This is a genomic window from Enterococcus sp. DIV1421a (assembly GCF_051711025.1).
Classification (GTDB): domain Bacteria; phylum Bacillota; class Bacilli; order Lactobacillales; family Enterococcaceae; genus Enterococcus_B; species Enterococcus_B hirae.
Genome location: NZ_JBIOLU010000001.1, coordinates 573,343 through 596,513, shown reverse-complemented (window position 1 = coordinate 596,513; position 23,171 = coordinate 573,343). Strand labels below are relative to the sequence as shown.

The 23,171-nt window shown below is 37.1% G+C and carries 24 protein-coding genes, 1 tRNA gene and 1 other annotated feature; of the genes, 7 read left to right on the top strand and 18 right to left on the bottom strand.

Annotated elements, in window-relative coordinates:
- Nucleotides 1-5: 5 nt before the first annotated feature.
- Nucleotides 6-254 carry a helix-turn-helix domain-containing protein gene (locus tag IGK21_RS02860; RefSeq protein WP_181914820.1) on the bottom strand — a complete coding sequence of 83 codons (249 nt, stop codon included), beginning with the start codon at nt 252-254 and terminating at the stop codon, nt 6-8.
- A 93-nt stretch (nt 255-347) separates the two neighbouring features.
- On the opposite strand from IGK21_RS02860, the gene IGK21_RS02855 reads away from it, so the two are divergent.
- The 3 genes from IGK21_RS02855 (at nt 348) to IGK21_RS02845 (ending at nt 2,380) form a co-directional block, all read left to right on the top strand.
- A complete protein-coding gene (locus tag IGK21_RS02855) occupies nt 348-704 on the top strand; it encodes a hypothetical protein (RefSeq protein WP_181914819.1) in 357 nt (118 codons plus the stop codon).
- Nucleotides 705-797: 93 nt separating this feature from the next.
- Nucleotides 798-1,481, top strand: coding sequence for a helix-turn-helix domain-containing protein (locus tag IGK21_RS02850; RefSeq protein WP_438718876.1), 684 nt, complete (start codon nt 798-800; stop codon nt 1,479-1,481).
- Nucleotides 1,472-2,380, top strand: coding sequence for an IS3 family transposase (locus IGK21_RS02845; protein ID WP_438718875.1), 909 nt, complete (start codon nt 1,472-1,474; stop codon nt 2,378-2,380). Before IGK21_RS02850 ends, IGK21_RS02845 begins: the two co-directional genes overlap by 10 nt.
- Nucleotides 2,381-2,571: 191 nt before the next feature.
- Here IGK21_RS02845 and sufB read toward each other — a convergent pair whose 3' ends face one another.
- From sufB to IGK21_RS02785, 12 genes are all read right to left on the bottom strand, one after another.
- A complete protein-coding gene (sufB, locus tag IGK21_RS02840; protein WP_034699640.1) occupies nt 2,572-3,963 on the bottom strand; it encodes a Fe-S cluster assembly protein SufB in 1,392 nt (463 codons plus the stop codon).
- A gap of 4 nt (nt 3,964-3,967) precedes the next feature.
- Nucleotides 3,968-4,438, bottom strand: a complete 471-nt coding sequence (gene sufU, locus IGK21_RS02835; protein ID WP_034699638.1) for a Fe-S cluster assembly sulfur transfer protein SufU — start codon at nt 4,436-4,438, stop codon at nt 3,968-3,970.
- Nucleotides 4,425-5,660: a cysteine desulfurase gene (locus tag IGK21_RS02830; RefSeq protein ID WP_034699635.1), complete on the bottom strand. Its 1,236-nt coding sequence runs from the start codon at nt 5,658-5,660 to the stop codon at nt 4,425-4,427. The genes sufU and IGK21_RS02830 overlap by 14 nt, the downstream gene beginning before the upstream one ends.
- Complete coding sequence (gene sufD / locus IGK21_RS02825) at nt 5,657-6,946, bottom strand: Fe-S cluster assembly protein SufD (RefSeq protein WP_034699632.1); 1,290 nt, start codon at nt 6,944-6,946, stop codon at nt 5,657-5,659. The genes IGK21_RS02830 and sufD overlap by 4 nt, the downstream gene beginning before the upstream one ends.
- Before the next feature lie 13 nt (nt 6,947-6,959).
- Nucleotides 6,960-7,733, bottom strand: coding sequence for a Fe-S cluster assembly ATPase SufC (gene sufC / locus IGK21_RS02820; RefSeq protein ID WP_010738387.1), 774 nt, complete (start codon nt 7,731-7,733; stop codon nt 6,960-6,962).
- A gap of 456 nt (nt 7,734-8,189) precedes the next feature.
- Nucleotides 8,190-9,038 (bottom strand): MetQ/NlpA family ABC transporter substrate-binding protein, encoded by an 849-nt coding sequence (locus IGK21_RS02815; RefSeq protein WP_010738388.1) that lies wholly within the window; start codon nt 9,036-9,038, stop codon nt 8,190-8,192.
- A gap of 23 nt (nt 9,039-9,061) precedes the next feature.
- Nucleotides 9,062-9,748 carry a methionine ABC transporter permease gene (locus tag IGK21_RS02810; RefSeq protein WP_010719980.1) on the bottom strand — a complete coding sequence of 229 codons (687 nt, stop codon included), beginning with the start codon at nt 9,746-9,748 and terminating at the stop codon, nt 9,062-9,064.
- A complete protein-coding gene (locus tag IGK21_RS02805; protein ID WP_010719981.1) occupies nt 9,741-10,775 on the bottom strand; it encodes a methionine ABC transporter ATP-binding protein in 1,035 nt (344 codons plus the stop codon). Before IGK21_RS02805 ends, IGK21_RS02810 begins: the two co-directional genes overlap by 8 nt.
- Nucleotides 10,776-10,851: 76 nt before the next feature.
- Nucleotides 10,852-11,121: a binding site (T-box leader), on the bottom strand.
- A gap of 88 nt (nt 11,122-11,209) precedes the next feature.
- Complete coding sequence (locus IGK21_RS02800) at nt 11,210-11,548, bottom strand: glycine cleavage system protein H (protein WP_034699629.1); 339 nt, start codon at nt 11,546-11,548, stop codon at nt 11,210-11,212.
- Between the two features lies 1 nt (nt 11,549).
- The gene (locus IGK21_RS02795) at nt 11,550-11,906 is read right to left on the bottom strand and encodes an arsenate reductase family protein (RefSeq protein ID WP_010719983.1); all 357 of its coding nucleotides are present in this window, start codon (nt 11,904-11,906) and stop codon (nt 11,550-11,552) included.
- Between the two features lie 5 nt (nt 11,907-11,911).
- Nucleotides 11,912-13,108 (bottom strand): FtsW/RodA/SpoVE family cell cycle protein, encoded by a 1,197-nt coding sequence (locus IGK21_RS02790; RefSeq protein ID WP_034699627.1) that lies wholly within the window; start codon nt 13,106-13,108, stop codon nt 11,912-11,914.
- Between the two features lie 174 nt (nt 13,109-13,282).
- Entirely contained in the window at nt 13,283-14,101 is an 819-nt protein-coding gene (locus tag IGK21_RS02785) for a LysR family transcriptional regulator (protein ID WP_010719985.1), read from the bottom strand.
- A 318-nt stretch (nt 14,102-14,419) separates the two neighbouring features.
- On the opposite strand from IGK21_RS02785, the gene IGK21_RS02780 reads away from it, so the two are divergent.
- Nucleotides 14,420-15,382 carry a TDT family transporter gene (locus IGK21_RS02780; RefSeq protein ID WP_034699625.1) on the top strand — a complete coding sequence of 321 codons (963 nt, stop codon included), beginning with the start codon at nt 14,420-14,422 and terminating at the stop codon, nt 15,380-15,382.
- Nucleotides 15,383-15,582: 200 nt separating this feature from the next.
- Nucleotides 15,583-16,623, top strand: a complete 1,041-nt coding sequence (locus IGK21_RS02775; RefSeq protein ID WP_034699623.1) for a YeiH family protein — start codon at nt 15,583-15,585, stop codon at nt 16,621-16,623.
- Between the two features lie 145 nt (nt 16,624-16,768).
- Here IGK21_RS02775 and IGK21_RS02770 read toward each other — a convergent pair whose 3' ends face one another.
- Complete coding sequence (locus tag IGK21_RS02770) at nt 16,769-17,254, bottom strand: methylated-DNA--[protein]-cysteine S-methyltransferase (protein ID WP_034699824.1); 486 nt, start codon at nt 17,252-17,254, stop codon at nt 16,769-16,771.
- 216 nt (nt 17,255-17,470) lie between these two features.
- On the opposite strand from IGK21_RS02770, the gene IGK21_RS02765 reads away from it, so the two are divergent.
- Entirely contained in the window at nt 17,471-18,412 is a 942-nt protein-coding gene (locus IGK21_RS02765; RefSeq protein WP_034699620.1) for a glycosyltransferase family 2 protein, read from the top strand.
- A 226-nt stretch (nt 18,413-18,638) separates the two neighbouring features.
- Here the strand turns inward: IGK21_RS02765 and IGK21_RS02760 are convergent, their stop codons facing one another.
- From IGK21_RS02760 to IGK21_RS02750, 3 genes are all read right to left on the bottom strand, one after another.
- Nucleotides 18,639-20,120 carry a helix-turn-helix domain-containing protein gene (locus tag IGK21_RS02760; RefSeq protein WP_181914817.1) on the bottom strand — a complete coding sequence of 494 codons (1,482 nt, stop codon included), beginning with the start codon at nt 20,118-20,120 and terminating at the stop codon, nt 18,639-18,641.
- 137 nt (nt 20,121-20,257) lie between these two features.
- On the bottom strand, nt 20,258-20,653 hold the full coding sequence (locus IGK21_RS02755; RefSeq protein WP_034699615.1) for a hypothetical protein: 396 nt from the start codon (nt 20,651-20,653) through the stop codon (nt 20,258-20,260).
- Nucleotides 20,654-21,500: 847 nt separating this feature from the next.
- Nucleotides 21,501-21,573, bottom strand: a tRNA-Thr gene (locus IGK21_RS02750).
- Between the two features lie 119 nt (nt 21,574-21,692).
- Between IGK21_RS02750 and IGK21_RS02745 the strand changes: the two genes are divergently transcribed.
- A complete protein-coding gene (locus IGK21_RS02745; protein WP_010719992.1) occupies nt 21,693-21,935 on the top strand; it encodes a hypothetical protein in 243 nt (80 codons plus the stop codon).
- A gap of 392 nt (nt 21,936-22,327) precedes the next feature.
- Here IGK21_RS02745 and upp read toward each other — a convergent pair whose 3' ends face one another.
- Nucleotides 22,328-22,957, bottom strand: a complete 630-nt coding sequence (upp, locus tag IGK21_RS02740; RefSeq protein ID WP_010719993.1) for a uracil phosphoribosyltransferase — start codon at nt 22,955-22,957, stop codon at nt 22,328-22,330.
- Between the last annotated feature and the right edge of the window lie 214 nt (nt 22,958-23,171).

Sequence of the window (23,171 nt, the reverse complement as noted above, 5' to 3'; positions counted from 1 at the left end):
AACGTTTATCTCATCATAAGACTATCATAATTTACATCTAACAACTCTTTTATACCAATTAATTGTTCTAACTTTATATGTTGCTTACCACTTTCAATTTTAACAAGTGTTTCTCTTGTAATCCCTACATTCATTAACTGTAGTTTTTTTACTAATTCAGTCTGTCCTATTCCTTTTTCCAATCTTATTCTCCTAATGTTACTGCCAATAATATTTTCATTATCTATAATCTTTTCTTCTCCCAAGACTAGCACACTTTCTGGACTAAAATAAGTCCTTTTTCATCTAATCTTAGTGGAAAATTATGGTATAATGGGACCAGTACAAGTCCACAAAAGAGATTTCATATGAATAATTCTTATACTAAAGTAATATTTTCAAAGATATTTCTGTCAATCATTATAGGCGTATTACCATTACAACACTCTCAAAGTTCTACTTTAGGAAAAATATTCTTATCTTACCTTGCTTTTTCTATTATTTATTTTTGTTTTGCAATTTCAAAAAATTATCTGATTACTTTAATATTACTTATACTGGTTATCTCTGGTTTTACTTATTTAAATGATTTATCTCAACAAGAAAGAATACCTGCATTCATTTCACAATACTTAATTATTGAAGTAATTTTAACACCTTTCATTTATGACTTTTATATTATTATTTGCCTTATTCTAGATAAGGTAAAATCACACAAATATTAATTTAAAAGATCACCAAAAAAACTCTGAGCAATTGATATGTTCCCCCTATATAGGACACTGAAATATAAAAGTCCTGTATAGGGGGGATTTTGTATGCCGAAAAGAAAGATGAAACTCACTCCAGAAAAACGAGTAGAACTAGTAGAAAGCTATTTGAATGGTGAAGACAGTATGACCAACCTAGCTCGCACTGCAAGCATTAGTTGGGCTGCTTTAAGTAACTGGGTTATGCTTTATGAGAATGGGGGTCCTACTGGCTTATTAGCAAGACGAAAGAATACACACTATACGATTGAAACAAAGATTCAGGCTGTAAATGATTACCTAAATGGTTTAGGGAGTCTGTCGGAAATTACTAAGAAATACGGACTAAGACAGTCTAAACAACTACGAAATTGGATAAAGATATATAATACTCATGGAAACTTCAAAACAGAAAGCGGTGGAAGTCAAATGAGTCAATCAAGAAAAACAACCTTCAAAGAACGGGTGGAAATTGTCCACTATTGTATTGTGCATGATCATAACTATGGCAAAACGGCTATCAAGTATCAGGTATCGTACCAACAAGTACGTAATTGGGTACTAAAATATAAGGAAATGGGCGAAGCCGGCTTAAAAGATCGCCGAGGACATCGAGCTGGAACAGAACCCAGTCGGACACCAGAAGAAGAAATGCGTGATCGACTGGCTGAACAAGAACGCAAAATTAAACTGTTAGAAATGGAAAATGACCTCTTAAAAAAAGTCAGGGAGTTAGAAAGGAAGTGGGACTAGACCTCATCCCTCATATCTTTGAATACCAAGCAATTAAGGAACTCCATGATCTCAAAAATTATTCGATAAAATTAATGTGCGATTTTTTACACGTCTCCAGATCAGCGTATTACCGTTGGTTAAAGCAACCAAAATCAGCTCAAACTATCTTTAACGAGCACCTGGCAGACCTAATAAGATACATCTATGAAGCAGATAACGACAAGGGGTATCGGAGAATCCGTGACGATTTGGTTCAAGACTTTGGTTTGCACGTCAATGACAAAAGAGTCTTGCGGATTTGTCGTAGTCTTCAAATTAAATCTACCGTCAAACACCAGCCAAGCGGAATTACTAAAGCGTCCAATAATCCTTATCATATTGCCAAGAACTATCTAAATAGAAATTTCCATGCAGATAAACCAAATGAAAAATGGCTAACTGATGTCAGTGAATTCAAGTACACTCTAGGAAACCAAGTTAAAAAAATTTATCTTAGTGCCATTCTGGACTTAGCAGATCGGCGTATTGTTTCTTTCGTCATTAGCGATAGAAATGATAACAAGTTGGTTTTTGATACCTTTGACGAAGCGATTCGACTTGAACCTGTGGCTCATCCGCTATTCCATAGCGATCGAGGGTTTCAGTACACCAGTAAAAACATGAGAAATAAAATCAAAAATCAAGGGATGAAACAAAGCATGTCTCGTGTAGCCCATTGTATTGATAATGGGCCTATGGAAGGGTTCTGGGGAACATTGAAACGTGAAAAATACTATCGTCGTAAATTTACAAGACGCGAAGATCTCGTATCGATGATCGAAGATTACATCAACTACTATAACAATGGCCGTTATCAACGATGCTTGAAATCCAAAACGCCATTACAAGTTCACCAACAGCTTTTAATGGCAGCGTAATAATCGTATCTCTTAGATGGGTGAAATGTCCTTTGTTTCGCACATCTAAGGGATACGCCAACCAAGCGCAGCCGAGGTTTGAACAATGAAAAACAAAAGAACTGTTTGCCACAAAATTAGCAAACAGCTCTCTAAAAATTTTATTATATTTCCGTGTCCACTTGACGGGGAGCCAACCATCTTTATTTTTATTATCCCACAGACCCTTCCATCTCATAACTGATCAAACGGTTGAGTTCGACTGCGTATTCCATTGGGAGTTCTTTGGTGAATGGTTCGACGAAGCCCATGACGATCATTTCGGTGGCTTCGGATTCGGATAGGCCTCGGCTCATAAGATAATAGAGTTGTTCTTCTGAGATTTTTGAGACTTTGGCTTCGTGTTCCAAAGAGACTTGGCTGTTGTGGATCTCGTTGAATGGGATCGTATCGGATTTTGAGTATTCGTCCATGATGATCGTGTCGCATTCAATGTGAGAGATGGAACCGGCGCTATTTTTAGCGAAGGTTACTTGTCCTCGATAATTAACTTCTCCACCGTCTTTTGAGATGGATTTAGAGACGATGGAGCTTGAAGTGTTTGGCGCGTTATGGATCATTTTCGCCCCAGTATCTTGGATTTGGTTTGCGCCAGCAAATGCGATGGAAAGCATCGTACCACGCGCACCTTTGCCGTCTAGGTAAACACTTGGATATTTCATCGTTGTTTTAGCTCCTAGGTTGCCGTCGATCCATTCGACTGTGGCACCTTCGTAAGCTTTGGCTCTTTTGGTTACTAAGTTATAGACATTGTCTGACCAGTTTTGGATCGTGGTATAGCGACAATAGGCGTCTTTTCGGGTGAAGATTTCAACGATCGCTGCATGAAGACTGTTACTTGAATACGTTGGTGCTGTACAGCCTTCGACATAATGGATGCTGGCTCCTTCGTCAACGATGATCAATGTTCGTTCAAATTGTCCGGTATTTTCGGCATTGATCCTAAAGTATGTTTGTAATGGAACGTCGACTTTTACCCCTTTAGGTACATAAATAAATGTTCCTCCTGACCAAACAGCTGAATTTAAAGCAGCAAGTTTGTTGTCAGTTGGTGGGACTAATTTGGAAAAGTATTCTTTGAATAACTCAGGATATTCTTTCAATGCAGAATCAGTATCGGTGAAGACGATCCCTAATTTTTCAAATTCGTCTTTCATGTTGTGGTAAACGACTTCTGATTCATATTGAGCAGAAGCACCTGCGAGGTATGCACGTTCTGCTTCAGGAATCCCGATTTTTTCAAAGGTTTCTTTGATTTTATCAGGTACATCTTCCCAATCTCGGGCGGGTTTATCACTTGGTTTTTGGTAATATTTTATGGCATTGAAGTCGATGTCTGACAGGTCTGGTCCCCACTTTTGCATGGGCATTTTATTGAATGTTTCCAAGGATTTCAAACGAAATTCTAACATCCATTCAGGTTCACCTTTGATTCGAGACATTTCTCGAACGACTTCTTCTGTTAAGCCTTCTCCTGTACTGAAAACTGGTTCCACATCATCGTGAAAACCAAATTTATATTCTTCTAATTCTGGTACACCCATGTTCTCACTCCTCTTCCTGATGCACGTGATGGAAGGTTGCAGTGCCGTTTTCTTCCATTGCTTTTTCTAAGGCTTTCCAGCCTAATGTGGCACATTTGATTCTTGCGGGAAATTTGGCTACGCCACTGAGCATTGCTGCATCGCCTAGTTGGTCGATGGCTTTGACTTCTTTTCCTTGGACTAATTGCGAGAAATCAGTGATCAATTGTTGTGCTTCTTCAACAGATTTTCCCATGACAGCATCGGTCATCATGGATGCGCTGGCTGTACTAATGGAACAACCGTTACCGTTGAATGCGATATTCTTGATGATTCCTTCTTTGACTTCGACTTGTAATTCGATGACATCGCCACAGGTCGGATTATTCAATTCGATTCGTCTGGTTGATTCAGTCAATGTACCTCGATGATGAGGATGCGAAGAATGATCAAGTATGACCTGGCGATAGAGATTATCTAGTTTAGAGAGTGCCATGTTGGAAAAACTCCTTCGTTGCAAGAATTGCTTCGACTAAACGATCTGCATCTTGTTTCGTATTATAAAAATAAAAGCTTGCTCGTGCAGTCGCCGAGACTTCTAAATAGTTCAATAAAGGTTGGGCACAATGATGACCTGCACGAACAGCGACACCTTCCATATCTAAAGCAGTAGCTACATCGTGAGGATGTAAGCCATCTAGATTAAAGGCGATGACCCCTGTACGAGTAGCGGGATCTTGTGGTCCATAAATGGTCAACCCATCGATTTGTTGTAGTTTAGGTAAGACATAGGCAATTAATTCTTTTTCATGATCATGGATATTGTCCAACCCAACGTTTTCGAGATAGTCAATCGCTTGACCTAGTGCGATGGCTCCAGCGATATTAGGTGTGCCGGCTTCGAATTTCCATGGAAGTTCTTTCCAAGTACTATCGTACAAGTCGACAAAGTCGATCATTTCGCCACCAAATTCGACTGGTTCCATTTGTTCTAACCATTTTCGTTTGCCATATAAGACTCCGATCCCAGTCGGTCCACACATTTTGTGTCCGCTAAACGCAAAGAAATCACAGTCTAATTCTTGGACGTTGATTGGCATATGGGGAGCGGATTGTGCGCCATCTACAACTAGTACCCCACCTTGCTCATGGACAAGTTTTCCTAGTTCTTTGACGGGATTGATCACACCTAAGACATTTGAAACATGAGCAATCGATACGATTTTTGTTTTGTTAGTGATCAATTGTTTTGCTTGTGTCATGTCTAAAAATCCGTCGGTAGTCAAGTCAATATATTTTAATGTTGCTCCTGTCTTTTTGGCTAATTGTTGCCAAGGAATGACATTGGAATGGTGTTCCATGTAAGAAAGTAAGATTTCATCCCCTGCTTGCAGAAACTGTTCACCAAAGCTGCGAGCGACCCAGTTCAAACTCGTAGTAGTGCCACGAGTAAATAGGACTTCAGCAGTTTCAGCTGCATGGATAAACTTTCTGACCTTTTCCCGAGCGCCTTCGTAGGCAAATGTTGCTCGTTCGGCTAAGGTATGGACTCCTCGATGCACATTGGCATTATCTTGTTCGTAGTATTTTTTTATTGCTTCAATTACTGCTGTTGGCTTTTGCGTAGTGGCTGCATTGTCTAAATAAACGAGCGGTTCATCATTGACTTCTTGAAATAATATTGGAAAATCTTCGCGAATGGTTTCTTTCAGAATCATACATTCAACTTCCCTTCAATAACCTCCACTAACTCTTTTCGGACTGCTTCTACTGGAATTGCTGTTAACACAGAGCCAAGGAAGCCTCGAATAACCAATCGTTCTGCTTCTTCTTTATGAAGACCACGGCTCATCAAATAATACATTTCTTCAGGATCGACCCGACCAACACTGGCAGCATGTCCTGCAGTGACTTCATTCTCATCAATAAGTAAGATCGGATTGGCATCTCCTCTTGCTTTATCTGAAAGCATCAATACTCGACTTTCTTGTTGGGCGTCGGCTCCTTTTGCGCCCTTTAAGATATGTCCGATCCCGTTGAAAGTCAACGTCCCTTTTTCTCGGATCACACCATGTTGTAAGATATGTCCGATCGTATGAGGTGCTTTGTTCGTGACACGCGTATCAATTCCTTGGATTTGTTTTCCTGAGCTAATGGCGACGATTTTCACTTCTGCATGGGCGCCTTCGCCAACTAAATCAGAATCAAAATCAGCAATTACATGTCCATCATTCATCACGCCGATTGCCCAATCTACAGAAGCATCACGTAAAATATGACCTCGGCGGTTGATATAAGAAGTGATATTTTCTCCTAATTGATCGACAGCTGAATATTTGATTTTTGCTCCAGCTTTAGCGATTACTTCGACAATGATATTACCAGAAGCTTTTTGGATTTTCTCTTTGGTCGTTTGGAATCGTTCCAAGTAAGAGAACTCACTATGTTCCTCTGCGACGATCAAGACATGTTTAAAGAAATGCTGTGCTAATTTGCCATCTTGGATGAATAAGCTCTCAATTGGCTCATTGATGACAACATTTTTAGGAACATATAAAAACACTCCGCTGTTCATGAAAGCAGCATGTAAAGCGGTCAATTGATCTTCATCCATTTTCACTGCTTTTTCCATATAGTATGGTTTGATTAAATCTGGATGCTCTTGGAGCGCTGTGAAGATATCTGTAAAGATCACGCCTTTTTCCATGAGTTCCACTGGTAATTGTTCAAAGATCGTATTTGTTCCTTCCTGCACCAACACAGGGTTATCTTTCATTACGTCAAACCCAGCTACATTTCCTGTCTCACTAAAGTGGTCTGTGAACTCATGGATATCGAATAATGGCCAGCGATGGAATTTTACACGATCGATCTGAGGAAGTGGTAATTGATTGGCTTTTTCTAACGCTGCTTGACGTAATTGGGTCATCCATTCAGGTTCCCCTTTGCTTAAAGAAAAATTGGTAACTGCGTCAAGTTGGTCGAGCCAGTTCGTTTCTTTCATTTTCCGCTCCTCCTTACGCTTCTTCTTCTTTATAGTCGATTCCTAGTTCTTTGCTGATGCCAGCATACCCTTCTGCTTCAAGTCGTTTTGCTAGATCTGCATTCCCAGTCATCACGACACGTCCTTCCATCATGATGTGGACGACATCCGGAGTGATATAATTCAATAATCGTTGGTAGTGGGTGATAATCAATGCGCCAAAGTTTTCGCTACGCATTTCATTGACCCCTTTTGCTACGACTTTCAATGCATCGATATCTAACCCAGAATCAATTTCATCTAAAATGGCAAAAGTTGGTTCTAACATCAATAATTGTAAGATTTCATTTCGTTTCTTTTCGCCACCAGAAAAGCCTTCATTCAAGTAACGTTCGGCCATTTCTTCTGGCATATTTAACAGCGCCATTTTTTCATCTAATTTTTTCAAGAAAGTCAAAACAGACATTTTATCGTCTTCATCACGTTTGGCATTGATCGCTGCACGCATAAATTCTGCATTCGTGATCCCAGGAATTTCGCTTGGGTATTGCATCGCTAAAAATAATCCTAGACGTGCCCGTTCATCGACCTCTAAATCTAAGATATTTTTTCCGTCAAATAAGATCTCGCCTTCAGTGACTTCATAGTTTGGATTCCCCATAATAGCGGCTGACAGCGTCGATTTCCCTGTTCCATTTGGTCCCATAATGGCATGGATCTCGCCTGTTTTCATCGTTAAGTTTACGCCTTTAAGAATTTCTTTCTCTTCAATTGAGACGTGTAAATTTTTTATTTCTAAGACAGACATGCAAATTCCCTCCAGATTCTGTTTCGTTCTCACTTATTTTAGACTAATTGAGAATAGATCGCAATGTTATAACCCACTAAAATCAAAACTTTTTTCACGAGTTATCATTAAATTAATATTACTAGATAATAATATTTATAAAGAAACTTCTGTTTTTAGCATTCATAGATCACTGGTTATGTTGTTTTGTTTTATGTAAAACGATAGGTAAACGTTGGCTTGCAGAATGATGTCAGTACGCATCTCTTGATTACCGCTTACCTGTTCTTAATAAATGCTTCTTGAAAAATGCCATAATAAAGAGAGTTCTCTATTGGTTACATAGCTAATTTATTCACTATTCACTCTACAAAAAAACATCAAAGCTAGTAAAATCAACTAACTTTGATGTTTCTGATGACTTGATTATTTTTTAGATGAACATTTGATTTTGTTCAACTCTATTTTTTGAAGTGCTTATTTAGCATCAGCTGCGACAGGTTTGACTGAACCGCCCCATTTGTCTTCGATCCATTTTTGAACGTCTTCACGGTGTAAGACTTCAAGTAATTTTTTGATTTTTTCGCTATTTTCATCACCTTTACGTGTGGCAATGATATTCACATATGGTGAGTTGTCTTCTTCTAATAAGACAGAATCTTTCAATGGATTCAAACCAGCACCATAAGCAAAGTTTGCATTGATCGCTACTAAGTCACCTTCATCATTTTGATAAGTAGAAGCTAATAAAGAAGGATCAATCGAATGATTGAATTTTAAGTTTTTAGGGTTTTCAGCGATGTCATCAAACGTAGCTGTTTCTAGATCTACGCCATCTTTTACCTTAACTAAGCCAGCATTTTGTAAAATAGTGATGATTCGTCCCCAGTCAGATTCTGAATTTGAAGTAATCACTGTTGCGCCGTCTTTTAAATCAGCAATGTCTTTGATTTTCTTTGAGTACAAGCCCATTGGTTCAATATGGACAGCACCCGCATTGACAAAATCATAGCCTTTTTCTTTGATTTCTTTATTTAGATAAGGAATATGTTGAAAATAATTGGCATCGATATCGCCTTCTGCTAAAGATTGATTTGGTAAAATGTAGTCATCGAATTTCACGATCTCTAAATTAATGCCTTCGTCTTTCAATAGCGGTTGGACGTGTTCCAAGATTTCTGCATGAGGTGTTGGTGATGCGCCTACTTTTAAAGTTGTATCGTCACTTTTTGATGAAGCACCTTTACTATCGCTATTATTGCCACAAGCTGCTAACCCTACAGTCAGCAAGACCGCTGCTGCAAATCCAAAAATTTTCTTTTTCATATCCTTTATCCTCCTATTTCTTCTTATCTTTTATCTGTTTTCTTTGTTAAAAAGTCCCCGATTCCTTGAACAATAAATACAATGACTAGTATCACTAACGTTGCCACAAATGTCACGGTCAGATTACCACGTTGGTAACCTTCTTGCCAAGCAAGACCTCCCAAACCACCAGCTCCGATCGCACCCGCCATCGCAGTAAAGCCGATCATCGAAATGGTAGTAACTGTCAATCCGGAGATCAGTGCAGGCACGCTTTCTGGTATCAAGACTTTCCAAATGATTTCCCAGTAGCTGGCACCCATCGCATCCGCCGCTTCTAAAACTCCAGGACTAACTTCACGAAAAGCAATTTCAACTAGACGAGCATAAAATGGGGCAGCTGAAAGTACCAAGGCAGGAATAGCAGCTTGCGCCCCTAGCATGGTTCCGACGATTGCTTTCGTGAAAGGAATGATCAAGACCATCAAGATCATAAATGGTGTAGATCGAAAGATATTACTAATAATCGAAACAATGCCATAAATGATTCGTGCATAAGGTTTATTTTTTCGTCCAATCGAATACAGGATCAAACCTAGGACTAAACCAATGATGGTCACTAATACCATGGACACCAACGTCATATAAAGCGTATCGATGAATGCTTGTTTCATCGTTTCCATGTTGATTTGACTAAAATCTAAATACGTTTCTGCAAAGCTTTTATCCACGGTGGATCACCTCCACTCCAACACCTTGTTCTTTAATAAACCGCTCTGCTTGATCCAATTCGTTCTCTGACCCAGTCATCAGTGTCGTTAAGGAACCAAAAGAACCTTCTGCTGTTTGTTTGATTTTACCGTAAACGACATTGATGTCGACGTTATACTGACGAATGGCTTGAGAGATGACTGGCTCGTTAGCATTTTTTTCGTTGAACACTAATGTCACTAATCGACCTTTTGGATTTTCTTTGATCAATTCAGCCAATAATTCTTTTGAGTCTGCTTCTGGTTCGATATCTTGTTGCACGAAACGTTTTGTTACTTCTTGTTTTGGATTTTTGAAGACTGTCAAAACATCGCCTTCTTCCACAACTTTTCCTCGTTCCATCACAGCTACCTTGTTACAGATTTTACGAATCACGTTCATTTCGTGCGTGATCAATACGATCGTTAAATGTAATTTCTTATTGATAGCTAATAAAAGATCCAATACTTCTTCAGTGGTTTGTGGATCTAGCGCACTGGTTGCTTCGTCACAAAGTAAGATCTCGGGATCGTTTGCTAACGCTCGAGCTATCCCAACTCTTTGTTTTTGTCCTCCTGAAAGTTGAGAAGGATAGGCATTTCCTCTACCCTCTAATCCGACTAATCCAAGCAATTCTTCCGCCCGTTCTTTGCGTTGGGCTTTAGGTACGCCTGCTAATTCTAATGGTAGTTGGATATTTTCTAAAACCGTCCGTGACCATAACAAATTGAAATGTTGGAAAATCATACCGATTTTTTTACGAAATGTTCTCAGTTCTTTATTTTTTAGTTTGGTAATCTCTTGGTCATTTACAACAACCGTTCCGCTAGTAGGTAGCTCTAATCCATTCAATAAACGGACAAGTGTACTTTTACCTGCTCCAGAATAGCCAACGATGCCGTAAATATCACCCTTTTCAACAGTTAATGAAACATCATTTACCGCTTGGATCGTTCCATTTTTGCCACCAAATGTTTTCTCAACATTGGTTAATTGGATCAATGACATATCGCTCACATCTTTCTTTTATTTTTTACATGGAGATCAAGTAGGAAACAAAAAAGCTTCCGCCCCCTTGCTTTAGCAAAAGGACGAAAGCTGAAACTTCCGTGTTACCACCTTGATTTGCTGCTATCTCACAATAACAACCTTTACCAGTACTTGGGTCATCGTTCTTTCATCATAATCATGCCCGTATACCGTTGTGCTGTAACGGGCACCCCCGTAGTAAGTTTGCAAGGCTCACCTACTCTGCTCTAAGACCATCTTCCATCTCATTTCCGTTACCCTTTTTCAGCAATCAGGGCTCTCTTTGAACGTCTGTGACATGTACTCTTCTTTTCAAAGCTTTATTTATGATTGTTCTGATTATAGCAGTTGGAAAATAACGTGTCAACATTTTACCGGTTACTTCTTTAAAATTTTCTGAAAATTGCTAACTCTTATAATTTCTCAAATTCTGTTGGATCGACTTCTTTAAAGCTTAAAAGCCAAGCATTCATTTCATCTTGATCATTTAAGACATTGATATCTTCATTGATTTTTTCATTCACGGAAGAAACCGTACCGCTTAACGGGCTAGCAAATTCACTGACCGCTTTTTCAGCTTCCACTTCGATCAAAGGCTCCCCGCTTTGATAAGACTGACCAGCTTTTGGCAAATTGGCAAATGTGATATCACCTAATTCTTTTTGTGCTTCATTAGTTAAACCGACACAATATTCTTTCCCATTAAATAAGATCCAAAGGTTATCTTTTTTCTTCAAGTGTTTCCCAGCCATTTTATATCAATACTCCTTCGTATATTTTTTCATTAAAACCGATTGCGACGAGTTGTTTGCCTTTGACGATCAGGGGACGTTTGATCAACATCCCATCACTTGAAAGAATGCGACTAGCTTCATTGATCGAAAAATCAGCCACTTGGTCTTTTAGCCCCATTTCCCGATACTTCATGCCACTCGTATTGAACAGACGACGTAATGGAATCTCATTATGTTCCAACCAGTCTGTGATCATTTCTTCCGATGGTGGACTAGCAATCATATCAATTACTTGATAATCAACATGATGCGCATCCAACCAAGCTTTCGCTTTTTTGCAAGTGGAACATTTCGGATACCAATAAAAACGATACAACAGTGTTACCTCCTAGAAGTTTTCGCAGGTGCCTCATTTTGATACCTCATGGATAATATCAAACCGATACCAATCATATTTCCAAGGATCGATGACCCACCTTGACTAATGAATGGCAGGGGAATCCCTGTTAATGGTAAGAGTCCAATATTAGCACCAATATTTTCAAATACATGGAACAAGAGCATCATGATCAAGCCGCTGGCGATATAAGCATAAAATTCATTGTTCGTATCAAAGCAGACACGAATCATACGATAAATCAAAATAAAATACAAGAAGATGACGAATGCGCCACCGATAAACCCAAAATTCTCACCAATCACGGTGAAAATCATATCTGATTCACGAACAGGTACATAGATATTACTTACATTAAATCCTTTACCTAATAATCCACCAGTTCCTATTGCAAGCAACCCTTGTGCTGGCTGATAGCTCATCCCAGTCGTGTCATGGAATGGATCAAGCCAAGAATCGATACGAGCAAACTGGTAAGATTTAAACCCGATTTTATATAATAAATCTCTTCCGCCTTCTGTGGTAACTAAAAAGATCGTCCCAGCACCGACAATCGCTGCCAAAGCAATTACGGGCACGATAATGCGCCAAGAGATACCAGACATTAAGAAAACTCCACCAAAAATTGCTAAGAATACCAGCATGGTCCCAAAATCATCTTGTGCCATAATCAAGGCTAAAACCGGGAGCGTCACAATCAACATCTTGGCGATCAACCAAAAATCTGATTTGAGCGTTCGTTCCTTCATCTGAGTATTATGTTTTGTCACGATCAGCGCCATCATTAAAATATAAGCAATTTTCATTAACTCTGCTGGCTGAAACGTCAAGGAACCAAAACTAAACCAGTTTTTGGAACCGGTCGACTGGGCGAGGTTGCGGTCATAAAACTTTAACAAGAGTCCCATTACAATTAGACCAAACCCATAGAGATAAGGTGTTAATTTCCAGATCCATTTGGAATTCAAATGCATAATCACGACAATAGCAATTGAGCCCACGATATACCAAATCGCTTGCATCCCAACACCTCTTACTACTGAAGGGTGGTTAGGATCATGACTCAGCGCGACATATAAAGAAAGCAATCCAATCAAACATAATAAGAAGACTGGTAATATGACGCCATAATCAATGCGATTATCACGATTATTATTAGAAGCTTTTATTTTTTTTTCCATGTTTCATCCCTTTTCTTAAAAACCATACTGTTCTATATTATAGCGGTCTAACGGCATAATTGAAAGCCAAAGCAAATACATTTGGGAAAACTTAAAATTATTCTTATCTAATCATCTGCCTTGCTGCTCTTCAGTCAGACCCATCATCGAGATAACAGATAACGTTCTGACGAATCATTTTTGATAGCGTTCATTATATCTCAAGATCTCTTTACCAATCGCTTGTAAATTCTCTGAAACTAAATTTGTTCGCTGGATCAAATAAAAATTTCGATGATACGCTAATTTCTCGGTTGGTATTTCTGGTGGCACCGCACGTTTTGATAAAATCGAACGTCCCACTCCTTCCTTTAAAAGAGCGGCAATGACTTCGTTACTTTTTACTAACAACTTTTTCCCATGGATATTTTTTTCTTCAAAATACCGTTGCGTATAATGAAAAACTCCAGAAGTTGTTTCTCGAACTAACCATAACTGACTGTCAGGATCCCCCGCAATCACTAGTTCATCCTCCATCAATGAAAACCTTTGAACACCAGAAGTTTCTAAAGGTTTTTCGATAAAACCAAAGTCAGCCTCGTGTTTTGCTACTTGTTCCAACGCATCATGAGAATTGGCATAGGCAATCACAAAATTAATTTTAGGATATTTCAAAAGCAAATCTTTCAACAATTTTGGTAACAGATAGACGGCAAAAGTGTGAGAAGCAACGATTCGGCAAACTTCTTCTTCATTTTGTTCATCTAGTAATTGTTGTTGTGTTTCTTGCCACTCCTCTAATAAAACTAACGCTCGTTCGTAGAGTAGATCTGCTTGTTTTGTCGGCTTCATTTCTTTCCGACCATTTCGCTCAAAGAGAATCACTCCTAATTCTCTTTCCAGCTGTTTGATTTGATTTGAAACAGCAGGTTGAGATAAGAAAAGTAATTCGGCTGTTCGAGAAAAATTTCTTGTTTCGTATACGACACGAAAAGTTGTTAACAATTTCAGCATGCGATCACTTCCATAATTTTTTATTATAGTAACTATATCAACTATTTGATTTAAATATATCATGAAATGACTATAATAGTAAATGTAACGCACAATATATGAGATTGAAAAGTAACGAATGTTTCGATCTCGCTCAGACATAAAAAGATCGTTACTTGTATTCTTAATGATCAGTCAGGGCTACCGATTTGTTTATTTCCCAATAAATAGTCATTCATAATTATTTATGCAACCTACTATCAACCTTTCCACCTGACTGATCATTTTGTTCTGAGCTTTAGACAACACACTCATCTTATGAAAAGGAGAATTCAATTAATGAAGAATTTTTTAAAACTTATTCCTGTCCCGATTTGTGGGCTCATTCTAGGTTTAGCTTCGCTAGGTAATCTGTTTAAAGAATATCATTGGATTCATCTAGGGAATATCATTGGTGGGATTAGTATGATTCTCATGATCCTAATGTTTAGCAAATTATTCCTGTTATTTGAACATACGAGACAAACATTACATGATCCAATCATTGCCTCGGTTTCACCGACTTTTACGATGTCATTAATGGTTATTTGTACTTACTTTGTACCATTTACGCACCTCTTACCAATCGTTCGGATCATCTGGCTTGGCGCTGTCCTTCTACAAGTGATTTTAGTTGTTTACTTTACTTACCATCATGTAATCAAAGCGGATTTATCACTGGAAGTCATTTATCCAAGTTGGTTCATTATTTATGTTGGTTTCGGGGTAATTACAGTAACTGCTGGAAACTTTTTCCCATTCATTGGCCAACTATTCTTTTGGCTATCTCTAGCTTGTTACGTTTTCTTATTGCCAATCATCATCCATCGGGTATTTTTCGTGAAAAACATGGCACATCCTACACTACCATTGATCACGATCGTTGCAGCTCCGGGATCGCTTTGTTTAACTGGCTATTTGAAAAATTTTGCGCAACCTTCCTTTTATTTAGTCGTTGCCTTATTTATCCTTTCGCAAACGTTATATTTTATCGTGCTATCTCTTTTACCACGATTACTTAAACTACATTTTTATCCAAGCTACGCTGCTTTTACCTTTCCACTAGTTATTTCTGCAACTGCTATGTTTTGTGCTGTAAATTACTTTCATTCATTAGGGATCGCTACTGGCTTTTTAACGGTCTTGAAACTGGTTGAATTAGTAATCGCTACTGGAATGGTGCTTTATGTATTAGGTCATTATATCCGCTTCTTGTTCAAAGAGCATGGAAACACAAATAAATATGTCCCTAAAGAAATTTAATTAAGATGTTATTCTTCTGTCTTTTTCAAATTTAGAAAAAGGCAGAAGATTTTTTGCGTTTTTAAACTTTGTCAATCAAAACGAATAGTGCTACTATTATCAAGGATATTCTTGAGTTCAGAGTCGTCGTCCTCTAAATACGAGTACCCGTTTTTCAACTCTGAAACATGTGCACAGATAATGAAAGGAATTTTTAGAACATGAATCTACAAGTAACCATTAATCAATTTAAAAATCAAGGCTCACGAAGAATCTTACCTGGATTACTTCTTGCTTTTTCAGTAGCAGTCATGAGCAAACTTCTCGCATTGTTGCTCCCACAGCTTGGTGCTGCCACGATCGCCATTTTATTAGGGATCTTGTTAGGTAATACTTTTTTCAAACAACCTTCTTTAGCCATTGGAACAAAATTCGCTGAAAGCAAATTATTGGAATGCTCCGTTTTCTTATTGGGAGCAACGGTTACGGCTCAAACGATTGCTCAAATCGGCATCAAAGGGATTGCCTTCGTCTTGTTGCAAATGAGTGTGACGATCGTCGGTGCCTATTGGATCGGCAAAAAATTGTTGTTTAGTGATACAGCTTCCTTGATGATGGCAGGAGGAAATGCTGTTTGCGGTTCTTCGGCTATTGCAGCGATCGCTCCAGTGATCCATGCTGAAGAGGAAGAAAAAGGACAGATCATTACATTAGTTAATTTATTAGGAACGATCATGATGCTTTCTTTACCTTTTCTTGGCTTACACTTATACGGAGATCACTTAATTGAAAAAAGTGCCCTTTTAGGTGGAACACTTCAATCTGTTGGACAAGTAGTCGCTGGCGCCAGTTTGCTTGATGCTTCAGTTGTTCAATTTGCCATGCTCTTTAAAATTTTAAGGATCATGATGTTAGTTGCTGTTGTCTATTTATTTGAAAAATTTATCCAAAAAAAGACAGCTTCTGCTGAAACGATTTCGTCTGACAGTTCCAAGAAAAGAAGATTCCCATTACCATGGTATGTTTTAGGCTTTTTAGTTTTCTGCTTGCTCAACAGCCTATTTACGCTCCCAACTTTTATCGACAAAGGGGCTCACTTTATTAGTAATTGGTTTGAAATCACTGCTTTAGCCGCAATTGGTTTACGTTTAGATTTCGCTAAATTCATGAAAGAAGGACCTCGATTCTTATCTTATGGTCTAGCAGTTGGTTTACTGCAAACTGTTGCTGCGCTGCTATTCATTTGGTTAACAACACTATAACTACCGGATGCCACTGGTATAAGCGGTCTGCCTTTGTTGGCTTCATAAAATTTTCCAGACTTAAAACCACCTCTTCGTCCCAAAATAGTCACTTCTATTTCAGGGCGAAGGGGTGGTTTTTAGGTCAAATAATTCCAGTTCTTTTTTATTCAGATAGTGCTTTTTCTAATACAAGTAGTTGACGTTTGATCAATAAGCCAGCTTCCGCATTTCCCATATACCCGGTTAATTGACCGTTTTGTCCAATCACTCGATGACATGGAATCACGATTGGTAATGGATTCATGCGATTCGCTTGTCCGATTGCTCGGACCGCTTTGGGATGATCAATGGTTTCTGCTATTTTTTTATATGTGCGTAATTCTCCATAAGGAATCTCTTGCAATGCTTGCCAAACCTTTTGTTGAAAAATCGTGCCTGTGTTAATTGATAACGGAAGTTGAAAGTCTTGCCGATTGCCCTCAAAGTACTCAGCCAATTGACGTTCTGTTTCAAGTAGGATTTCTTGTTTCTTTCCTTGATCCTGTGCACCATTTACCGCCATTTCTTCAATCGGATAAAACGAAACCTTCGTCAACCCATTCTGATCTGCATCTAACCATAGTTCTCCAATTGGCGTATTTATTTTCATTTTCATCGTCTAATCCTGAATGAACTAGACTTGCCCTCCTCTACCGTTCTACTATTTTATTTATCTTGTATTATTTTAGCTAAAAATGCAATTTAAAGTTTTATTAAGTGTCAGCTTAATGATAAACTAAAAATGATGATTACTTAAGTAACAGAAAATACAGTTTATTTACTATTCTGTTCGAACAAATAATATTTGCTTGAAAGGATTTATCATATGAAAATATCAATTGTTGTCCCTTGCTATAACGAAGAAAAGACTGTACCGCTTTTTTTCGATGAAGTAGAAAAATTCAAAGACGGACACGAGTTTGAATACTTGTTTATTGATGATGGCTCCTCAGATGGTACGCTACAAGCTATTAAAGCATTAGCGAGAAAATATGAATATGTGAGATTCGTTTCTTTTTCTCGAAATTTCGGAAAAGAAGCTGCCCTCTATGCGGGTTTACAAGCTTCGACCGGGGAGCTAATCACAGTAATGGACGTTGACTTACAAGATCCTCCAGAATTACTACCACTCATGATTGAAAAAATCACGACAACTGACATTGATTGCGTAGGAACGAGACGCTCAACAAGAGAAGGAGAACCAGTGATTCGGAGTTTCTTCGCTAAACGGTTCTATCAGTTGATCAATAAAATCAGTGACACAGAAATGGTAGATGGTGCAAGAGATTTCCGCTTGATGACTCGACAGATGGTTGATGCTGTTTTAGAGTTAACCGAGTACAATCGTTTTTCAAAAGGATTATTTAGTTGGGTCGGTTTCAAAACAGAGTATCTTTCCTTTGAAAACCGTGAACGAGTGGCTGGTGAAACCTCTTGGTCCTTTTGGAAATTATTCAATTATTCGATTGATGGAATCGTCAATTTTTCAGATGCACCACTAACGATCGCCTCTTTCACTGGCGCTCTTTCTTGTATTGGTTCGGGAATTGCTATTTTATTTATCATTGCACGAGCATTATTATTTGGTGACCCGACAGCCGGCTGGCCTTCAATGGTATCGATCTTTTTATTTATCGGCGGCATCCAATTACTATGCCTAGGGATCATTGGCAAATACATTGGTAAAATTTTCCTTGAAACCAAACAACGCCCCGTTTATATCATACGTGAAACAGAACAAACCATCGTTTCTCGTGAAAAAGAATAAATCGTGAATACTGACCGTTGTGAGAATAGCTATTTCTATTTCGAGATGTTCTCCCTTCGTGCCCAAGGTTGTCTCTATAAAAAAACACCTGAAATGAGCGTTTGATTTCAGGTGTTTTTTTATTTTTCTAGTTAGAAAATACATTACTTCTAAACACAACAATAACATTCCGATAAAGCTATTGAATAAATCTCTGTCACATTATAGGCAGGTAAAAGAAAAAAGACTAGGTGGTAGAGGAAACATTGGACGTTTCCTTTTGATTTACGACATTTTTTTCGCTGATGCATTGTTTAATTTGTTTAATTAGTTCTTGCCAATTATGATTGTTGGGCAATCGTTGCCATAAGATATGGGTACATTGAAGGTTTCCTAAATGAAAGTCAGAAATATAGATATCCGTTTTCGAAGAAATAACTTTTTCAATGACTATTTTTCCAGCTAAGGAATATTGGAGATGTTCTGCAATAAACTCTTCATACGCTTTTCCATAAGAAAAATCCAACGTAATATAAACAGCTTCTTCAACTACTTCTAAGGGAAAATTTTCAATCAATTCCATCATATAGTACATGTATAAATCTGCTTTTTCTTCTTCATTAAGTAAAATAGAACGAGCTGTTTCCATAATGGTTTCATTGACTTTCTGATCAAATAAAGGATATTCTTCTCTTAAAAATTGAAAATTATGGATATTTCCAAAACGATGATGGATATCGGGCATAAATAACAACCGTTCATGTATCGGTTGCACATTTTTCAATAACACTTTAAACAGACGTTGATCAACAAAAGTTGAATCAGCAATACCTTTTAGCATACTTGAATAATTATTGTTAAAAATTGACAGTGTCGGATCTAGTTCAGAAAAATCTAGACAAGACTTCTTATCAATGATCCGATTAACATATAAATAGGCATACAAGACTGAAGCTTCTTTTACTGCTACTGTATCTGATATTTGGTACTCTGTCTTCAATTTTCCTGCAAGTTTTTGAACCAATATTGAGGTCTGATCAACTTTGATCGTCAGATGTGCTTCATCCAAATACGCTTTTCTCTGAATCCGAAGCGCACTGATTGATAGAAATAAAGATAATTTATAACGTAAACTATTACGGATTCTAATTCTAAAAAATTGTTCGATCCAAAATACAAGCCGATCACTTTGGTTTTTTTGTTGCTCAGTAAAAGGGGAATCAATCCCATTCAAATTATGGAGAATGCCATACCCTACCGAGCGAATCTTCCATTCATTCCCTACTATCTTATTTTTCTTAATAATGAGATGATCTTTTTCTAACAATTTATTGATTCGTTTTTTATAAAGATATAAAGAAGAATTTGAAATGTAATGATCGGTCGTAAATTTATTAATCGGTCGGTTTGAAAACAGCAGGAAAATAAGCAGCTGATAAGTTAGCGAACTATTTAAATAGTGCTGACGTAATTTAAGAATGTTCTCATCACAAATAAAAGAATATACTTGAATAACGCCCCGCTTTACGACAAAAAAATCATTTAAGCATAATTTCTGTTCTAGCTCCATTTTCAACTCATGAATTAATTTACTTAATTTAAATTTAGATATACCTGTTTTCTGCGCTAAAAAAGAGATTTCTACTCTTTCACCAAGTTTTGTCTGAATAAGTTCCAAAAGTTTAATTTTCATTTTTGAGTTTTCATCTAGCAACTGAACGATATCCATTTCGCCATTCCTTTCTCTAATTACTTCCAGTAGATGAATTCAATACACTAGAAGTATGTTAATTATTCAGTTTTGCTCTTTTTCCAAAAGATCTGATAGTCTTCAAGAGCATTGAATCCTATTCCAAACATTTCGAATCAGAGGCTAGAAAGGTTCTTTTCGTTCGTTTTTGACAAACTTCGTTGTTTTATTTGTTGCTGTGTAGTTGGTTTTATTTGCTGTTTTATTTGCTGATGAACTTGATAAACGATCTGTTTTACTTCATTTTTATTTATATTTTGAGTTTCAACAAGCTCTTTATTTTGAAGTTGACTAGGAATTTTAGGCGCTTCATTTATCGTTATTTTATGGTAAACATAAGTAACTGGTTGATACTGATCATTCAATACATCCATACGCTCATCTGAAAACTTGCTCTCATCCAAAAGATTTCTTTCAAGTGTCGCTGCGTAAGCAAATGTTGTCCCGTTAGTAAGAACCTGACCAACAACTAACCCCATCACCAATACCTGATAAATTTTTTTCTTTTTCATTTTTCCCTCCTAATTTAAAATAAATTCAAATATATAATTAGAATAGAGTGTTTTTTATTGAATAAACACCAATTTTTTCCGTTTTTTTCTATTTTTTTCACTTTTAAAATAAAAAATAATAGTATTATGAAGATTTGCTGATGTTTGCATATAAATATGAAAAATAAATAACTAATTTCAAGTGAATTTTTTTTGATCGTCAAATTTCTTCAACTTTTAAATCAGAAGGTCATGAAGCAAGATCATACAGACCATCGTTTATTTCAATATAAAAATACAACTACAGAACTAGTTCGCTATCATTAATAACGACAAATAAATAACCAATAAAAAAATCGGTATAACATTTTAAAAATTAGTAATCTATATTTACAGTGAAAAAAAAGGCGACTTAGATAGCAAAAAAAGGAATAATGTGCCAAATAATTGACTTGATTTAAGAAAAAAATCATTTCCTATCCGCTTTTTTCCTAACCATAATTTTACATTTATTAGAAATCCCACTTAGTTTTTTTATAAAAAAGAACGAAACCTCTAGTTGTGCCAAACTCCTTTAATTTTCAACAGTTTTATGAGTCCATCTGTTTTAGCACTTGGTGGCTGTCATTTGTTCAACAAAAAAACCTCAAAACTAGTAGAATCTACTAATTTTGATGTTTAAAAATTGGTTGAAGAACCAGATCTTGATGCTTCTTCTCAGTTATTGAATAGTAAAATAGATCCAGAATCGACATCCCCGTATCCGCTATTTTTAATGATGTTCCTTCCTCTTCTTTTCAAATTCCTTACGAAAAAAAGCAACGATCTCAAAATAAAAAATCTTTGAGATCGTTGCTTTTATAAATGATGCCAGCTGCAGGGATCGAACCTGTGACCTACGCGTTACGAGTGCGTTGCTCTACCAACTGAGCTAAGCTGGCGTTTCCATATGAAATTATATACGTATTTTAAAAATTTGTAAAGGCACAAGTGTAAATTTCGTTCTATTTCATGATTTTTTTCATAAAACGTGGTATAATTGATATGAAAGGCAGGTTTTATGAAAATGGCAACGTTTGGAAAATTTGATACAACTATCGTACCGTCAGAATTTGGGGAAAAATTTACGATCGACACTCACGTGACATTTATGATTCATGGAACACCGCAAACTGGAACAATTTCAAAACAACTGAAAAACTCGGCTGTGGTTGAAATTGACAAAACAGATGAAAATGCCAATTTAATGACGCAAAGCAAAGGTGTAATCATCATCAATTACAAAGAATTGAAGAAAATTTAACACTGACCATCTCTGCGTTTTTTGGGATGGTTTTTTTTATTTGAAAAATTTCATCAACTATCTAGGATCACTTATTCCATTCATGTCATCATAAATGTGCCTATTGTTCTCTCTAACTTAAAAACAGTTTTTTCTCACATCAATAAAGACTTATGAGATGTCAAAAACTATCCTCTATTCTTTTGCTGTTCCTCTTGTTCACTTAAGATTCCGGAAGACTCAATCCGTTTTTTCAAATTCCGTATATTCTTTGATCCATCTTCTTGCAGCTATTCTTTGAATAAACTACTTTCTATCAAAACCATGATAAATTACTAGAATTAATAACAAACAAAAAACCATAATAGAATAAGAAATCCTACTATGGTTTGGTGCCTTAGCGTTTATTATTTTTATTTCGTACCAAATAAACGGTCCCCTGCATCGCCTAGACCTGGAACGATGTAGCCGTGTTCATTCAATTTTTCATCTAATGCAGCTGTGTAGATGTCAATATCTGGATGTGCTTCTTGTAAAGCTTTTACACCCTCTGGAGCAGCTACTAGACAAACAAATTTGATATTTGAAGCGCCACGTTCTTTTAATGCATCGATCGCCATGATCGCTGAGCCACCTGTCGCTAACATTGGGTCAACAACAAATAATTGTCGTGCATCGATATCTTCAGGTAATTTTACGAAATATTCATGAGGTTCAAATGTTTCTTCGTCACGGTATAACCCGATATGTCCGACTTTCGCAGCTGGGATCAATTCTAAAATACCGTCAACCATCCCAATACCTGCTCGTAGAATCGGAATGATCGCTACTTTTTTACCAGATAACGTTTTTTGAGTTGTTTCTGTAATCGGTGTTTCGATTACGATATCTTCTAATGGCATGTCACGTGATACTTCATATGCCATCAACATAGCAATTTCGTCGACAACCTCACGGAAAACTTTTGTTCCACAGTCTTTGTCACGAATAATAGTTAGTTTATGTTGGATCAATGGATGGTCGATTACTTGGAATTTGCCCATTTTTCTGGTCTCCTTTGTTCTGTCGTTTCTTTTTAATTGTAAAACAAAAAGACCCAATTGACTAGTCAAACCAACAACTTTTCAAAAGAAAATAAAATAAATAAAACAACAGTAATCAAAAATAAAAAAAAGCAGTAAAAAATAACAAAAAAGCTTTAAACAATGAATTTTTTTGTTATTTTTACTGTCTTTTAGTCAGATTAATATTACATAT

Coding starts and splice junctions, on each gene's coding strand:
- IGK21_RS02855 (WP_181914819.1), top strand. CDS start 348: ATGAATAATTCTTATACTAAAGTAATATTTTCAAAGATATTTCTGTCA.
- IGK21_RS02850 (WP_438718876.1), top strand. CDS start 798: ATGCCGAAAAGAAAGATGAAACTCACTCCAGAAAAACGAGTAGAACTA.
- sufB (WP_034699640.1), bottom strand. CDS start 3,963: ATGGGTGTACCAGAATTAGAAGAATATAAATTTGGTTTTCACGATGAT.
- sufU (WP_034699638.1), bottom strand. CDS start 4,438: ATGGCACTCTCTAAACTAGATAATCTCTATCGCCAGGTCATACTTGAT.
- IGK21_RS02830 (WP_034699635.1), bottom strand. CDS start 5,660: ATGATTCTGAAAGAAACCATTCGCGAAGATTTTCCAATATTATTTCAA.
- sufD (WP_034699632.1), bottom strand. CDS start 6,946: ATGAAAGAAACGAACTGGCTCGACCAACTTGACGCAGTTACCAATTTT.
- sufC (WP_010738387.1), bottom strand. CDS start 7,733: ATGTCTGTCTTAGAAATAAAAAATTTACACGTCTCAATTGAAGAGAAA.
- IGK21_RS02815 (WP_010738388.1), bottom strand. CDS start 9,038: ATGAAAAAGAAAATTTTTGGATTTGCAGCAGCGGTCTTGCTGACTGTA.
- IGK21_RS02805 (WP_010719981.1), bottom strand. CDS start 10,775: ATGTCATTGATCCAATTAACCAATGTTGAGAAAACATTTGGTGGCAAA.
- IGK21_RS02800 (WP_034699629.1), bottom strand. CDS start 11,548: ATGGCTGGGAAACACTTGAAGAAAAAAGATAACCTTTGGATCTTATTT.
- IGK21_RS02790 (WP_034699627.1), bottom strand. CDS start 13,108: ATGGAAAAAAAAATAAAAGCTTCTAATAATAATCGTGATAATCGCATT.
- IGK21_RS02785 (WP_010719985.1), bottom strand. CDS start 14,101: ATGCTGAAATTGTTAACAACTTTTCGTGTCGTATACGAAACAAGAAAT.
- IGK21_RS02780 (WP_034699625.1), top strand. CDS start 14,420: ATGAAGAATTTTTTAAAACTTATTCCTGTCCCGATTTGTGGGCTCATT.
- IGK21_RS02775 (WP_034699623.1), top strand. CDS start 15,583: ATGAATCTACAAGTAACCATTAATCAATTTAAAAATCAAGGCTCACGA.
- IGK21_RS02770 (WP_034699824.1), bottom strand. CDS start 17,254: ATGAAAATAAATACGCCAATTGGAGAACTATGGTTAGATGCAGATCAG.
- IGK21_RS02765 (WP_034699620.1), top strand. CDS start 17,471: ATGAAAATATCAATTGTTGTCCCTTGCTATAACGAAGAAAAGACTGTA.
- IGK21_RS02760 (WP_181914817.1), bottom strand. CDS start 20,120: ATGGATATCGTTCAGTTGCTAGATGAAAACTCAAAAATGAAAATTAAA.
- IGK21_RS02755 (WP_034699615.1), bottom strand. CDS start 20,653: ATGAAAAAGAAAAAAATTTATCAGGTATTGGTGATGGGGTTAGTTGTT.
- IGK21_RS02745 (WP_010719992.1), top strand. CDS start 21,693: ATGAAAATGGCAACGTTTGGAAAATTTGATACAACTATCGTACCGTCA.
- upp (WP_010719993.1), bottom strand. CDS start 22,957: ATGGGCAAATTCCAAGTAATCGACCATCCATTGATCCAACATAAACTA.